The organism is Aeromonas sp. NJAU223 (assembly GCF_051125555.1).
Classification (GTDB): Bacteria; Pseudomonadota; Gammaproteobacteria; order Enterobacterales; family Aeromonadaceae; genus Aeromonas; species Aeromonas veronii_G.
In genome coordinates, this window is sequence record NZ_CP144204.1 from 118537 (window position 1) to 133258 (window position 14722).

A 14722-nucleotide genomic window follows, 5' to 3' on the forward strand; every position below is an offset into this window, starting at 1 on the left:
CCATGCAGATCAAAATTGTCAATTCAGATGTTCGTTATCCTGCCCCCTCGATTCGGATGAGCACTGTGAGGGAAACATGAGCCTGTTGGAAGCCCTGACCATGACCACTGGTCTGGTCTATCTGATCCTGCTGCTATGGCAGCGTCGCCGTGGTTGGGGCTGGACGCTTTCCCTGTTGCTGGCCGCTGTCCTCTGGTTGCTGGCGGCGGACTCGGTGCTCTGGCTCGCGCTGGGGCTGGTCGCCACGGGGCTTGCTTTGTGGCGGCGCCATCAACCCCTGCCAATCCTGGCTTCCATGGATAGCCAGCGTCTTAGAACCACGACCAGGCAGTTGTTGCTGCTGTACTGGGGATTGGTGGCAGTGCAATATGTCGTCCATATCGAGCGACTCGGGCCGGGGATGACCCCCTGGTTGATGCGTCCGGACGTGGTGGACGGCTTCCTGCCCATTGCCGGCGGGCTCGGGTTGCGGGCCTGGCTGACCCAGGGGCTGGTGGATCCCCACCATCCGGCGGCCACCGTCACCGTGCTGGTGCTCTGTCTGTCGGCCCTGCTGCTGGGGCGGGCTTTCTGTGCCTGGTTCTGCCCCCTCGGGCTGGTGGGGGAGTGGCTGCACGGCCTGCGCGCGCGCCTGCTGCCGGGAGAGTGGACGCCGCCGCGCTGGCTGGATCTCGTCCTGCGTGGCCAGAAATTCCTGGTGCTGGCTTTCCTGCTGTTCATCGTGCTGATCGCGGTGCCGACCGCCGCCCTGCCGGGCTATCTCGCCAGCCCCTATCACCAGGCCGCCGACATGAAGATGGGGGCCTTCTTCTTCAACCTGACCCTGATCTCCGGCCTCTGCCTGGGCTGGGTGCTGCTGCTCACGGCGGCCTTCAGGCAGGGATTCTGCCGCTACCTCTGCCCCTATGGCGCCTGGCTGGCCCTGCTCGGGCTGCTCACGCCCCTGCGCATCCGCCGTGACCCGGCTCGTTGCCTGCGAAGCCAGGGTCACGACTGTGACAAGTGCAGCCGGGCCTGCCCGTCACGCATCCAGGTGCATCAGCTGATTGCGGTGCGAAGCCTGGAGTGCACCAGTTGTATGAGCTGCGTGGCCGCCTGCCCCAAGCGAGCCGATGCGCTCCACCTCGGCACCCGGCAACGCCGGTTCAGCCCAGCCTGGCTGTTGGCCCTGCTCTGCCTGTTGTTGCTGGTGCTGCCACTGCTCTCCCATGGCCTGCTGGATACCTGGGTCAGCCAGACTCCCTTGTCCGATCGCGCCTACCTGCTGCAGATGTTGCCCGGGTTGAGCCACTGACTGGACACTCGCCGCCCCAGGGGGCGGCGAGGAAGATCAGCGGCGCCGATAAAACTGTTAGCGTCATCCCAAATTGCTCATTTCATAATTGCCAATCAATTAACGTACACCATAATGGAGTACGTTAATTGAGCGTTATTCATTCCAACCAGATGAGCAAAAACATGGCTACCATGATCGCCTCACCGAAATGGTTCACCCTGGATCACAAGATCGCCTTCTTCTTCCCGCTGTAATATCCCGCGGTGTCTTTCATATTGCTGACAATATGATGGTCCGCACCCATCCCGATTTTAAATAGCATTCAAGCTTGCTCGCCAAATAGATTGGCGAGACGCTGACGTGCCCCTTTATCTCATTCATATATATCTGCCTGAATCTTATTTCTGGTGGAGGGTGAGATTCATCCTGAATATTGAAATATGGATCTTCATATCATGGAAAACTTCAAGCATCTGCCCGAGCCGTTCCGTATCCGTGTCATCGAACCGGTCAAGCGCACCACCCGCGCCTACCGGGAGGAGGTGATCGTCCGCGCAGGCATGAACCCCTTCCTGCTGGACAGCGAGGATGTGTTCATCGATCTGCTGACCGACAGCGGCACAGGTGCCATCACCCAGGACATGCAGGCCGCCATGCTGCGCGGTGACGAGGCCTACAGCGGCAGCCGCAGCTACTACGCCCTGCAACAGGCGGTGCAGGCCATCTTCGGGTATGCCCTCACCATCCCCACCCACCAGGGGCGCGGCGCCGAGCAGATCTACATTCCCGTGCTCATCAAGAAGCGGGAGCAGGAGAAGGGGCTGGATCGCAAGAAGATGGTGGCGCTCTCCAACTACTTCTTCGACACCACCCAGGGCCACACCCAGATCAACTGCTGCGTGGCCAAGAACGTCTACACCCAGGAGGCGTTCGATACCTCGGTCACCGCCGACTTCAAGGGCAACTTCGATCTGCTGAAACTGGAGGAGGCGATCCTGGAGGCGGGTCCGGCCAACGTGCCCTACATCGTCAGCACCATCACCTGCAACTCCGCCGGCGGCCAGCCGGTGTCGATTGCCAACCTCAAGGCGGTGTACGCGATCGCCCGCAAGTACGACATCCCGGTGATCATGGATTCGGCCCGCTTCGCGGAGAACGCCTACTTCATCCAGCAGCGCGAACCCGGCTACGCCGACTGGTCCATAGAGGCGATCACCCTGGAGTCCTACAAGTACGCGGACGGTCTCGCCATGTCTGCCAAGAAGGATGCCATGGTACAGATGGGCGGCCTGCTCTGCTTCAAGGACGACAGCATGCTGGACGTCTACACCGAGTGCCGCACCCTGTGCGTGGTGCAGGAGGGCTTCCCGACCTACGGCGGCCTGGAAGGGGGCGCCATGGAGCGGCTCGCGGTGGGACTGCGTGACGGCATGCGCCAGGACTGGCTGGCCTATCGCATCGGTCAGGTGCAGTACCTGGTGGATGGCCTCGAGGCCATCGGCGTGGTGTGCCAGCAGGCCGGGGGCCATGCGGCCTTCGTGGATGCGGGCAAGCTGCTGCCCCACATTCCGGCGGATCAGTTCCCGGCCCACGCCCTGGCGTGCGAGCTCTACAAGGTGGCCGGCATCCGGGCGGTGGAGATTGGCTCCCTGCTGCTGGGGCGCGACCCCGCCACCGGCAAGCAGCATCCCTGCCCGGCGGAGCTGCTGCGCCTGACCATCCCCCGTGCGACCTATACCCAAACCCACATGGACTTCGTCATCGAGGCCTTCGGCGAGGTGAAGAAGAACGCCCAAAACGTGAAGGGTCTGGACTTCATCTACGAACCGGCGGTATTGCGCCACTTCACCGCCAGGCTCAAAGAAGTCGACAATCATCAGAAAACGACCGCCAGCAAGAGCGAAAAATTAATAGAAGCATAACGAGTCAGGGGCACCTTATTGGGTGCCCCTTTTATTTCACAGCTCTGTGAATATTTGGGAGTAACACAAGATGACAGCCAAACCATCCGTTGCAGGAGGGGCCTGTATTATTGCCAGCGTGTGCGTCGGTGCCGGCATGCTCGGCCTGCCGAGTGCGGGCGCCGGTGCCTGGACCACCTGGTCATCCCTGGCCATTATTCTGACCATGATAATAATGACGATTTCAGGCTGGATGTTGCTGGAGGCATTCAAGCGTTATGAGTTGAGCGCCTCTTTCAATTCGGTGACCAAGAATCTGCTCGGCCATAAAATAAATATCTTCAACAATATGACCGTCTATTTCGTCGGCGGTATTCTGCTCTACGCCTATATCACGTCGTCCGGCCTCATTCTGAGCGGCCTGTTCGACATCGGCAGCCAGCTTGCCTCCGTGTTGTTCGTGCTGGCGTTCTCCTGGTTTGTCTGGCATTCGACCCGGGCGGTGGATCGCATCTCGGTGGTGCTCATCGTCTTCATGGTGTTGAGCTTCGTGTTCGGGGTGTCGGGCCTGGCGGCCAAGATAGACACCGCCCTGCTGTTCAACAGCCTTGCCGAGGAGATGCGCCAGGCCCCCTACGCCCTGGCCATGCTGCCGGTGGCCCTCACCTCCTTCGGCTATCACCACTCGGTCGCCTCCATGCGGGCCTACTACGGGGAGGAGCACAAGGCGAAGCAGGCCATCCTCGGTGGCACCCTGATCGCGCTGGCGCTCTACCTGCTGTGGCTGCTCAGCATCTTCGGCAACCTGCCCCGCGGCGACTTTGGCCCCGTCATCGCCAAGGGCGGAGACGTGGATGTGCTGCTCAAGGCGCTGGCCTCGGTGGTCGAGTCCAGCCAGGTGTCCCAGGCCATCCATCTCTTCTCCATGGCGGCCATTCTCTCCTCCTTCATCGGGGTGGGGCTCGGGGTGTTCGACTATCTGGCGGACTTGTTCCAGTTCGACAACAGCCGCGCCGGTCGCACCAAGTCCTGGGCGGTGACCTTCCTGCCGCCCCTGTTGCTCTCGCTGCTATTCCCGTTTGGCTTCGTGGTCGCCATCGGCTACGCCGGTGCGGCCGCCACCGTCTGGGCCTGCATCATCCCCGCCCTGCTGGCGAAGAAGTCACGGGAGAGCGAGGGGGGAGAGGTCGGCTTCCAAGCGCCGGGGGGACAACCCATGGTGGTTGCCGTCATCGCCTTCGGGGTGCTGACCGCCATCTTCCACTTGTTGGCCATGGCGGGTCTGCTGCCCGTCTATGGGGGCTGAGTCGTCCCTCTCCCGTCATATCGAGAGGGCGCCTGCGGGCGCCCTTGCGTTGCCTCCTGCCCACTCCCCTTCTGGTGGAAAACCGCCTGCACCTCACTCTCTGTGTCCTTCGGGTTTGATACCCGGGGGCATGCAGGGTAAAGTCTCACCCTCAAAAATGGCGGCCCTGCTGCCATCTTGAGATCGGTAGCCAGCCTCAGCCACGTCTTGTCTCGCTGACGCAACAACAAGCGGCCAGAGCTTCTGCCGCCGATACAGCAGCAAGCGGCTGGGCACCGATAGACAGATGAGCGCGATCTTACGATGACAACCGGCGTAGCAGATGCAACGGTCCGCGGTCGCGACCAGATCAACAATCGTCTTTGGGGAAATAAATGGAACATAAACCATCGTTGGTGGGCGGGGCATGCATCATTGCCGGCGTCTGTGTCGGAGCCGGTATGCTGGGGCTGCCCAGTGCGGGAGCGGGCGCCTGGACCCTCTGGTCCATGCTCGCGGTGGCGCTGACCATGGTGGTGATGACGGTCTCCGGCTGGATGCTGCTGGAGTCCTACAGGGGCTATCCCCTGCGCGTCTCCTTCGATACCGTGACCCGGGATCTGCTGGGGAACAAGGTCAATGCCCTCAACAATCTGAGCGTCTACTTCGTCGGCGGCATTCTGCTCTACGCCTACATCACCTCGGCGGGCCTCATCATTGAGGGCATGACCGGGCTCGGCAGCAAGCTCTCTTCCATCCTCTTCACCCTGGTGTTCTCCCTGGTGGTGTGGCACTCCACCCGAGCGGTGGACCGCATCTCTATCTTGCTGGTGATCCTGATGGGGCTGAGCTTTGCCTTTGGCATCTCCGGCATGTCCATGAACATCCGCCTCGATCTGCTGCTGGATCGGGTCGGCAGCGAGAGCCACTATGCTCCCTATGCCCTGGTGATGCTGCCGGTGGCCCTCACCTCCTTCGGCTATCACCACTCCGTCTCCTCCATGCGCGCCTATTACGGCGAGGAGCGCCGCGCCAGCCGCGCCATCCTGGGGGGCACCGTCATCGCGCTCGCCTTCTACCTCGTCTGGCTGGCCAGCGTGTTTGGCAACCTGCCCCGCAGCGAGTTCGGCCCGGTGATCGCCGAGGGGGGCAACGTGGATGCCCTTCTCAAGGCGCTCGGCTCCGTCATCGAATCCAAGGCGGTGGCGAGCGCCCTCAATGCCTTCTCCATGGCAGCCATCCTCTCCTCCTTCATCGGGGTGGGGCTCGGGGTGTTCGACTATCTGGCGGACTTGTTCAAGTTCGACAACAGCCGGGGCGGCCGCGCCAAGTCCTGGGCTGCCACCTTCCTGCCGCCCCTGGTGCTCTCCCTGCTGTTCCCGTTCGGCTTCCTGGTGGCCATCGGCTACGCCGGTGCCGTCGCCACCCTCTGGACCTGCATCATTCCGCCCCTGCTGGCCTGGAAGGTACGGGCGGCCAAGGATCAGGGCGAAGGCTTCCGGGCGCCGGGCGGGGTGCTGATGATAGGCCTGATCATCCTGTTCGGGGTGCTGACCGCCGCCTTCCATCTGCTCAACATGGTGGGCTGGCTACCTGCCTACACCGGCTGAGGCCGATGACCCCCGGCGTGTGCGCCGGAGAACAGCAAAGACGGCGCCTGCGGGCGCCGTCTTTGCTGGTACGCGTACTCGATCGCTGCGCGCTGAGCCTGACACCCGTCGGCCAACGCCTGCCGTGACAACATTTTGGGATCTGATTGATCCCCACCCTCCATGCCTTGACTATGCTTTGGTTCTCTTTTGAGCCTAAACAAGGAGCCGACCATGGCATGGACTATCGATGATTCGCAACCCCGCATCCTCTACAACAAGGACAAGCACGTGGCCGTGCCCCCTGCGGGGATGAGCAAGTACCACGAGTGGCGCCGGGAGATAGTGCGCGGTACCGATCCCAAGAACGCTGCCGACAAGGTGGGCGACATGCACTACGAGCAGCTGAGCGGTAAGAATAAAGGGATCTACACGATCCGCCTCAGCCAGGAGCACAGGGTCGCTTTTACCCTCAACAGCACCCTGCAGCAGGTCAATGTCATCAGCATTGGCGGCCACTTCCCGCCGAGTTGAGTGACGGACGAGTCATCATGACGGCGCCCCGGCGCCGTTTTTTATGGGGACGTGGGGGCAGAGGGAGGCGCCAAGGTGGTGGTGCCACTCTCTTGCAGTGCCAGCTTCCGGTATCGTTCGATGACGCCTTCTTGCTTCATCTGTTTCAGCACGGCGGCGAGAGGGCCGAGCATGCTCTGATGGCGCCGGTGCAGATAGACGAAAGAATCCGCCGTGATCATGACGCCGGCGGAGTAGATCCGTTGGTAGTCGACAGAGTGAACCACCAGATGTTGCAGAGCCTGGCGGGCAATCATGGACTGTTCTACGTAGATATCGCTGCGGCCCTTGAGCAGCTTGTTCATGCCCTGGGCCACGGTGCCGATGGTGGAGAGTCGTTCCCCGCTGACCACTTTGCCGAGTTCGATCTCCGGCAGTTTGGCTCCGCGCCTGTACTCCACCCGATAGGAGGTCGGTTGCAGGCTCTGCCATCCTGACAGCCGTATGTTCGGCAGAGCCGTGTAGACCTCGTAGGAGAGGGGGAAGTGAGACTCCGGCACTCGCAACAGGGCCTGGGTCTGGCTCTGGTAGATCGCCGGTCTGTGGATCTCGCCATCGACCTCTCCCCTGGCCGCCAGATAGGGAGCCCGTCCACCGGGATAGCCAAGATAGGTGAAGCGATAACCGAGGCGGGTAAAGGCATCGCGATAGATAAGTTCGAGCCAGCGCCCGTACATGGACTCCTTGGTCTCGGTGGAACTCACCAGAGTGATCTGATCCGGTCCGCTGGCCCCCATGGCAAAGGGGGCCAGCAGTGCCATCATCAGCATGAAACATCGCGATACAAATGCCATACCGGCTCCCTGAATGTCCGCCAGCCTACTCTGGCGCGACAGTTACCAGCCTAGCTCAGTGGTGAGGCGGAAACCTGATTGGTGCAAAGACGAGAGGGGGTATTGCAGCGTTTCGCGCTGTCATTATGGCTGCTGTAGTCAGGGTGATCGGCGATCTTGATACTGGGCAGCGGTAATGAATTGTCCAAATGTCTCACACCAGACGATCACGCTGTTGTAATCGGCCGGGTTCACATCGGTCGGCAGCGGCACGATGAAGTTGTCGAAGGTCTTCACCGCGCCGACGTGCGCCATCCGACCCTTGAGGCGAGCAAAATCCGCCTCCGTTTCCACGAATTCCGGCGATAGATAGAGCTGATAGTCGGGTCCGGGCGCCAGTCTGCCCATCAGGCTGATGGCGGTGGGCCCGACGCTCACCCGGCCCTCTCCCCAGTGCAGCCGATCGCTGTCCTTGAGCTCTCGCTTGAAGGTGCCCTGATAGGTCGCCTGCGCCTGGCTGGCCGCCACCTGCTCGCCGCTCGGGCCGGGCGGTGCTATCAGGATCGGCAGCAGATAGATGCCGGCGGCAAAGCCCGCGCCCCCCACCAGCAGGTGAGTGGCCAGCAGCAGGGCGATTGTCTTGCGTTGCATGATGCCTCGCGCGTTGATGAAATGATGCCCCACCCTAACAGCGCAACGCCGCCATGCCCATCCCGGTCTGGGGGGCATGGCGGCATTCTCTGCGGCGAACGGGCCCGGACGAGCCGAGAGCGCATATGGGGTCTTACTGGATGCTGACCGACAGGGTGTGAGGCACCTGTTCGCCGCGGCGGGCGGAGGCGCGCATCTGGTAGACCTGGATCTGGTACTTGCCGGCGGCGGGCAGGGCGCCTTGCCACTTCTCGCCGACCGCACCGGATCCCAGCGCCTCGGCCTCACCGGGCACGGCCCCTGGTGCGAAGACGTTGAAGTTGGCATTGCTGCTGCCAGCGATGCTGATCGTCATGGTCTGGCCCGCCTTGGCGACCAGGGTGTAGTTGATGCTGTCGTAGCCCTTGAAGTTGCCCTTCATCTGGGCGCTGTGCGCCCCCTTGGCAAATTGCACCGGCACGGTGGTGACCTTGTCGGCCGCCTGGGCCCCGGTCACCAGCGTCATGGCCAGCAGGGCGGCCTGGATCGCTCTCTTCATTGTTGCACCTCGTGAGGAGGGCCCTGTCACTCTGGCAGGGCCACCCAGACAAGATAGGCCTAAATCGATGGGCTGCCTATGGGCGAAGAGACGGGCGTCCTGGTGCGGACGGGGGAGGCCGTCTGGAGGGCATGGCTGAAGTGAAGGGGCCGGACGGCCCCTTCGGTGTGCCTGTGTCAGACCCCTGACTTGATGGCGGTCCAGATACGGGTGCGTGCCCGTTCTGCCTTGGCCGGCAGCGGCTTGAGCGGGAACAGGTGTGCCATCTGCGCGGCGGTGGGGACCAGATCCGGGTTGTCGCGGATCTCGGCCTTCACCAGCCCGATGCCATCCTTGTTGGGGTTGGGATAGCCGGTCTTGTCGCTGATGGGCGCAATGACCTTGGGTTGCAGCAGGAAGTTGATGAACTGGTAGGCTTCGTCGACATTGGGGGCATCCTTGGGGATGGCCAGCATGTCAAACCAGATGGGGGCCCCTTCCTTGGGTTGGCGCATCGCCACCTTGACCCCGTTGCCGGCATCCTTGGCGACGTTGCCGAACTGGTAGAAGCTGCCGGAGTAGCCCACGGCCACGCAGATATCGCCGCTGGCGATGTCGTTCATGTATTTGGACGAATGGAAGTAGCGGATATAGGGCCTGACAGAGAGCAGCAGCGCCTTGGCTTTCTCGTAGTCAGCCGGGTTGGTGCTGTTGGGGGGCAAGCCCAGATAGTTCAAGGCGATGGGGATGATCTCGGCCGGCGAGTCGAGCAGGGTGATGCCGCACTTGGCCAGCTTGCTGGCGTACTCCTGCTTGAAGATGAGATCCCAGCTGTCCACCGGCGCCTGGTCACCGAGCGCCTCTTTTACCTTGTCGACGTTGTAACCCATGATCACGGTGCCATACATGTAGGGCACGGCGTGCTCGTTGCCGGGATCGTTTGTCTGCAGCAGTTGCATCAACTTGGGATCGAGGTGTTGCCAGTTGGGCAACTTGTCGCGATCGAGCTTGAGAAAGACCCCCGCCTGCACCTGCTTGGCCAGGAACATGTTGGACGGCACCACCACATCGTAGCCGGAGCGGCCGGCCAGCAGCTTGGACTCCAGCGCTTCGTTGGTATCGAAGACGTCATAGGTGAGTTTGATCCTGGTCTGGGCCTTGAAATCGGTCAACGCCTGATCGGTGATATAGTCTGACCAGTTGTAGACATGCAGCTCGCCACTCTTGGCCTGGGCGACGGGGGAGAGCAGTGTGCCAGCCAGCAGGCTGGCGGCATACAAACGGGTGAGTGTCTTCATGACAGTAATCTCCATGTTGCAAAAACGGTCGCAAATCAGCGTTGTTCAAACCCTTCCAGCACGTTCACGGCATTGATGCCGATGGCTTCCACCGCATAACCGCCCTCCATCACGAACAGCGTCGGCAGGCTCAGCGCCTGAATGCGCTTGCCCATTGTCAGGTAATCCGGGCTGGTCAGCTTGAAGCGCGAGATGGGATCCTGCTCGAAGGTGTCGACCCCGAGCGAGACCACAAGCACCTCGGGCTGATAATCGTCGATGGCCTGGCAACCCTGCTCCAGCGCCGCGCTCCAGACTGGCCAGTCGCTGCCGGCGGGCAGCGGCAGGTTGAGGTTGCAACCCTCTCCCGCCCCGGTCCCTGTTTCGTCGGCATAGCCAAGGAAGAAGGGGAACTCGATGGCCGGATCGCCGTGGATCGAGACAAACAGCACGTCGCTGCGTTCATAGAAGACTGACTGGGTGCCGTTGCCGTGGTGATAGTCCACATCGAGGATGGCCACCTTGCGATAGCCCTGATCGATGAAGGCCTGCGCCGCGATGGCGGCATTGTTGAGATAGCAGTAGCCCCCCATCAGATCGGCGGCGGCATGGTGGCCGGGGGGACGGCACAGGGCAAAGGCACTGCTGGCACCGGACGCGATATGGTGCTGGGCGGTGAGCGCCACCTGGGCCGAGCTGTAGGCCGCCTGCCAGGTGCCGGCGGTGATGGGGACGCCGGCATCGAAGCTGTAGTAGCCAAACTGGCCGTGCACGCTGTCCGGTTTCTGCTGGCGCAGGGTACGGGTCGGCCAGGTGTAGGGCAGCAGATCCCCCTCCTGCCCGAGGGCCGCCCAGCGTGCCCAGGCGCCTTGCAGAAAGTCGAGCATCCCCTGATCGTGTACTCGAAGGATTGGCTCCAGTCCCCAATCCCGGGCTGGCTGTATGGGGCCGAGCTGGCGTGCCAGCAGGCGTTCGCGGATGAAATCGGCCCGCTCCGGCTTTTCGAAACAGGGCATCAACTGACCGTCGATCAGCTCGCATCTTCCGTGGTGCAGATGGTGATCATCGCTGTAGATGGTGAGCATTGCGGCTCTCCTTTTGCTGGGGTGACGGCACCATTGTTGGAGAGTGTTGCAAATATGTGAATGCTGGCTGCGGCCAAAAGGGGATAGATCAGGCCAATCTGGACGGCCTGATTGTCCTTTTTATGCGCACATCAATGGCGAAACTGGCTGGGGGGCACACCGCTCCACCGCTGGAAGGCGTGACGGAAGCTGGCACTCTCGCTGAATCCCAGCTCTTCGGCGATCTGATAGATGGCGTGGCGCTTCTCCGCCAGCAACTGCTTGGCGCGCTCGAAGCGCAGATCGTCGAGTAGCTCCTGGTAGTTGGTGCCCATCTCATAGAGGTGACGGCGCAGGGTGCGAGCGGAGCAGTGCATCTGGTCGGCCAGGGCCTCCAGCCTGGGCGGGGCCGAGAGCTGGGTGCCGAGCAGCTCGCGAACCCGGGCCAGCCAGCGCTGGCGGGTGTTGAATTCGGCGTTGAGTTTGCGGCAGCGCACCAGCATCTCGTTGTGGGTGACCGGGTTGGCCAGCGGCAGCCGCATCATCAGGGCACGGGTGTCGATGGCAAAGGCATCCTGTTCGCTGTCGTAGCGAATGTGGGGGCCGAAACTGGCGTGGTAGCTATCGGCGTAGCTCGTCTCGGGCTGGCTGAACTCGGCGCGGCGCACCGGCAGCGGCTGGCCGACCAGATCGCTGCAGGTCTGGCGCAGCGACGCCAGACACATCTCGATGTTGAAGCGGCGCAAGTCTTCACGCTGGCGGTAGTGACTGGCACAGATCCAGGCCAGATCGCCATCGATGCGCAGTTGCAGGTGGAAGTAGGTCCCAAGCAGAGAGGGGTAGGCAAACATCAACTGCAGCGCGTCGCCGAGGGTGGCGCTGGAGATGGCGGCATAGCCGAGCAGGCCATAGGCGGAGATGTGCATGCGCTGTCCCAGCTGCAGGCCGAGATCCGGGTGGTGAGACAGACCGTTGGCGCACACGGTCAGCTCCTGCTGGCGGGTGATGCGGGCGTCGTTGTTGTGCACGTCGGTCACATCGATAGCGCTGTGGGCCAGCAGGGCGGCGGTGATCCGCTCCTGCTGCTGGGGGGAGGCCTCCTCGCACAGGTAATCGAGCGCCAGCGAGACCACGTGCAGGGTCGTCAACTGTGATTCCAGCATGGCTAATTCCCTTATCCTTGATGGAAGTGATAACGGCACCACTGTATCTGGAAAGGTGGGCTGTGCACCAAGGATCCGCGTATTTATCGCCGCCTTGTCAACGCTGGCTGAAATAAATGGCGTCTATTGGCGCCAGGCAGCATGTGTCCAAGCCACCGCCCTTGTAGGTTCGATTAGCGCAGCGTAATCGGACGAACGAGAGGCCGTTGCTTCGGCTGTTTTGGCGAGTCAGGGGCCGCCAGCCGGAGGGGAAATTTGGGATGGCCGTGATGGCGGGAGAATCCATTTACGCGAACGTCCGATTACGCCTGACGGCTAATCGAACCTACAGGCGTTCCTTGGATTGTTTCATTTGTATGGAGATTGTATTCACCTGACAGTTGCCCACAAAAGGGAGTGGTCATACGGCTTCAAACCGGATAACAAAACGGTACCCCTACCGTGTTATCCGGAGTCACCGTATGACCACCAACGAGAAAGTAGCACGTCGTAAACTCAGCCTGCTAGAGCTCGCCAAAGAGCTCAATAACGTCAGCAAAGCCTGCAAGCTCATCGGCTACAGCCGCCAGCAGTTCTACGAGATTCGCCGTAACTACCAGACCTATGGCGCCGAGGGCTTGCTCGACAAACTCCCCGGCTGTAAAGGCGCTCATCCCAACCGGGTCGCTCCCGAGATTGAGCAAGCCATCCTCGATTACTCTCTCACCAGACCAACCCATGGCCCGCTGCGGGTCGCGCAAGAACTGGCTCTGCAAGGCATCAACGTCAGTGCGGGCGGTGTGCGCGGCGTGTGGCAACGTCACGACTTGCTCTCCAAGCATGACCGCTTGTTGCGCCTCGAGAAAACCCATAGGGAACAGACGATTGAGCTCAATGACGAGCAGATCCGCCTGCTCGAGCGCTTCAGCCCCGAGTTTCGCGAACGCCAAATTGAGGTTCACTACACCGGGGAACTGGTGGCGGTCGACACCTTCTTCGTCGGCGCACTCAAGGGGGTAGGCAAGGTGTATCTGCAAACCGTGCTGGACTGCTACAGCCGCCACGCCTGGGGACGGCTCTACACCAGCAAGCTGCCGGTGACCTCGGTTCATGTGCTCAACGAAACGGTCCTGCCGTTCTTCGAGGCTCACGAGGCGCGGGTCTATACCATCTTGTCGGACAACGGGCGCGAGTTCTGTGGGCGCCCTGACCATCATCCCTACGAGCTGTTCCTGCAACTGGAGGGGATTGAGCACCGGACCACCAAGGTACGCAGACCGCAGAGCAACGGCTTTATCGAGCGGCTACATCGTACCCTGCTGGATGAACACTTCCGTATCAAGGGGAGGACAACCTGGTATGAGTCGGTAGAGCAGATGCAGACAGACCTGGACAGCTACCTGGAGCACTACAACACCCAGCGGCCACATCAGGGCAGGATGATGGAGGGTCAAACCCCCTACAGCATGTTCAAAAAGGGTCTGAAATTGATACCGAAGGAAGTGCGCACTAAAGTAGCGTAAACAAGACACCGGTTTGAGGCCGGTGTCAGGTGATAACTAGATCTGTACATTTCATTTATACATAAATCCTGCCAGTTATTACTAATCATCTTTTGTATGGACGAAATAATCATATTGAATCCACTTTCACAGAGTTCATGGTTATCCATAATTTTATTTTCTATGTGATTATCAATATCAACTGGTCTTATTGGGTGTGGTACTTTGTATCCTCCATGAACTAAAGAGCTCCTGAAATCATACATTTTTCTTAAGGTCTTCTTGGTTTTTTCTTTTTGCTTATCATCCAATTCAAGGAGAAGGGCCATTCTATTTATGATATTGCTAAAGCCTTCGCCAATCTTTGTGCCAAAAAGAGCTTCTAGAGCATGAAAAATCCAAACTATGGTCGTTTCATCGAAGCTTTCTCTTTTACAAATGTGCATGGTCGAAAATAAAGCTTTTTCAATGTTTGTTTCTGATATTGTCTTAAGTGTTGAGTTTACATTCTTATACCAAAACATAACTAAATTAAAATCTAACTGATGAATTGGTAAAGATTGGTTTTTTATGTTTTCCATATACATACATTCGAAGAAGTAAGACGATAGAAACAGTTTTTCTGGATGTCCATTTTTTCTTGGGAATTCAATGTTCAGAAAGTCACAAGAACCAGGAGATGCTAGGTTAGCGATCATAAATACATCATAAAGATATTTTTCCAAAATTATTTTTGGTAAAAATGCTTCTTCAGATTCTGTAAGCGTGCCATCAATATCAATTTTTGCTATTAATGGTATTTTTTTAAAGTATAGTGCAGAGAATTGGTTGAGAAAATCAGAGTCATAACTCTCAGTGGTGATTTGATTACTTATTCTATTTGTCACCTCATCAAGAGCTTTCTTATGTTTCACAACAGGTAACCAGCTAACCTCAACTGAGGCCGACAAACTTTTATATAAAATGCAATAATTACTAAGTTTGTTTGTGATTTCTTGCCATAAGATGTCATCTTGGGATTGTATTTTTATATCCTCATCAGGAGAAATCTCTGACAATCGACTATATCTTCCCAAATTAAACTCAATAATTTTCTGCATGGTATCAATCCCATTTTGCTGTAAAAACGGCACCAAGAGGTGCCGTTTTTAATATCACTTACTCAACCCTAA

General features: G+C 59.4%; 14 protein-coding genes. 7 read left to right on the forward strand and 7 right to left on the reverse strand.

Annotated elements, in window-relative coordinates:
* The first annotated feature begins 76 nt into the window (after positions 1–76).
* The 6 genes from VZC39_RS00545 to VZC39_RS00570 all read left to right on the forward strand — a co-directional run bounded on the left by VZC39_RS00545 (position 77) and on the right by VZC39_RS00570 (position 6585).
* Positions 77–1294 (forward strand): 4Fe-4S binding protein, encoded by a 1218-nt coding sequence (locus VZC39_RS00545; protein ID WP_434664919.1) that lies wholly within the window; start codon positions 77–79, stop codon positions 1292–1294.
* 128 nt (positions 1295–1422) lie between these two features.
* Positions 1423–1530, forward strand: a complete 108-nt coding sequence (gene tnaC, locus VZC39_RS00550; RefSeq protein ID WP_434664921.1) for a tryptophanase leader peptide — start codon at positions 1423–1425, stop codon at positions 1528–1530.
* A 201-nt stretch (positions 1531–1731) separates the two neighbouring features.
* Positions 1732–3198 (forward strand): tryptophanase, encoded by a 1467-nt coding sequence (gene tnaA / locus VZC39_RS00555; RefSeq protein WP_434664922.1) that lies wholly within the window; start codon positions 1732–1734, stop codon positions 3196–3198.
* Positions 3199–3268: 70 nt separating this feature from the next.
* Positions 3269–4483 carry an aromatic amino acid transporter gene (locus VZC39_RS00560; RefSeq protein ID WP_434664923.1) on the forward strand — a complete coding sequence of 405 codons (1215 nt, stop codon included), beginning with the start codon at positions 3269–3271 and terminating at the stop codon, positions 4481–4483.
* Between the two features lie 374 nt (positions 4484–4857).
* The gene (locus tag VZC39_RS00565) at positions 4858–6072 is read left to right on the forward strand and encodes an aromatic amino acid transporter (RefSeq protein WP_434664925.1); all 1215 of its coding nucleotides are present in this window, start codon (positions 4858–4860) and stop codon (positions 6070–6072) included.
* 213 nt (positions 6073–6285) lie between these two features.
* Positions 6286–6585: a hypothetical protein gene (locus tag VZC39_RS00570; protein WP_349920540.1), complete on the forward strand. Its 300-nt coding sequence runs from the start codon at positions 6286–6288 to the stop codon at positions 6583–6585.
* A 41-nt stretch (positions 6586–6626) separates the two neighbouring features.
* Here VZC39_RS00570 and VZC39_RS00575 read toward each other — a convergent pair whose 3' ends face one another.
* The 6 genes from VZC39_RS00575 to VZC39_RS00600 all read right to left on the reverse strand — a co-directional run bounded on the left by VZC39_RS00575 (position 6627) and on the right by VZC39_RS00600 (position 12069).
* Complete coding sequence (locus VZC39_RS00575; protein ID WP_349920541.1) at positions 6627–7418, reverse strand: hypothetical protein; 792 nt, start codon at positions 7416–7418, stop codon at positions 6627–6629.
* A gap of 138 nt (positions 7419–7556) precedes the next feature.
* Entirely contained in the window at positions 7557–8048 is a 492-nt protein-coding gene (locus VZC39_RS00580) for a DM13 domain-containing protein (RefSeq protein WP_434664927.1), read from the reverse strand.
* A gap of 133 nt (positions 8049–8181) precedes the next feature.
* Positions 8182–8586, reverse strand: a complete 405-nt coding sequence (locus VZC39_RS00585) for a g-type lysozyme inhibitor (protein WP_349920543.1) — start codon at positions 8584–8586, stop codon at positions 8182–8184.
* 176 nt (positions 8587–8762) lie between these two features.
* Positions 8763–9863, reverse strand: coding sequence for a polyamine ABC transporter substrate-binding protein (locus tag VZC39_RS00590; protein ID WP_349920544.1), 1101 nt, complete (start codon positions 9861–9863; stop codon positions 8763–8765).
* A 35-nt stretch (positions 9864–9898) separates the two neighbouring features.
* The gene (locus tag VZC39_RS00595) at positions 9899–10927 is read right to left on the reverse strand and encodes a histone deacetylase family protein (protein ID WP_349920545.1); all 1029 of its coding nucleotides are present in this window, start codon (positions 10925–10927) and stop codon (positions 9899–9901) included.
* A 131-nt stretch (positions 10928–11058) separates the two neighbouring features.
* Positions 11059–12069 carry an AraC family transcriptional regulator gene (locus VZC39_RS00600; protein ID WP_434664929.1) on the reverse strand — a complete coding sequence of 337 codons (1011 nt, stop codon included), beginning with the start codon at positions 12067–12069 and terminating at the stop codon, positions 11059–11061.
* A gap of 461 nt (positions 12070–12530) precedes the next feature.
* Between VZC39_RS00600 and VZC39_RS00605 the strand changes: the two genes are divergently transcribed.
* Positions 12531–13571, forward strand: a complete 1041-nt coding sequence (locus VZC39_RS00605) for an IS481-like element ISAs19 family transposase (protein WP_042864152.1) — start codon at positions 12531–12533, stop codon at positions 13569–13571.
* Here the strand turns inward: VZC39_RS00605 and VZC39_RS00610 are convergent.
* Positions 13508–14650 (reverse strand): hypothetical protein, encoded by a 1143-nt coding sequence (locus VZC39_RS00610; RefSeq protein ID WP_434664931.1) that lies wholly within the window; start codon positions 14648–14650, stop codon positions 13508–13510. The genes VZC39_RS00605 and VZC39_RS00610 overlap by 64 nt on opposite strands.
* Positions 14651–14722 lie beyond the last annotated feature (72 nt).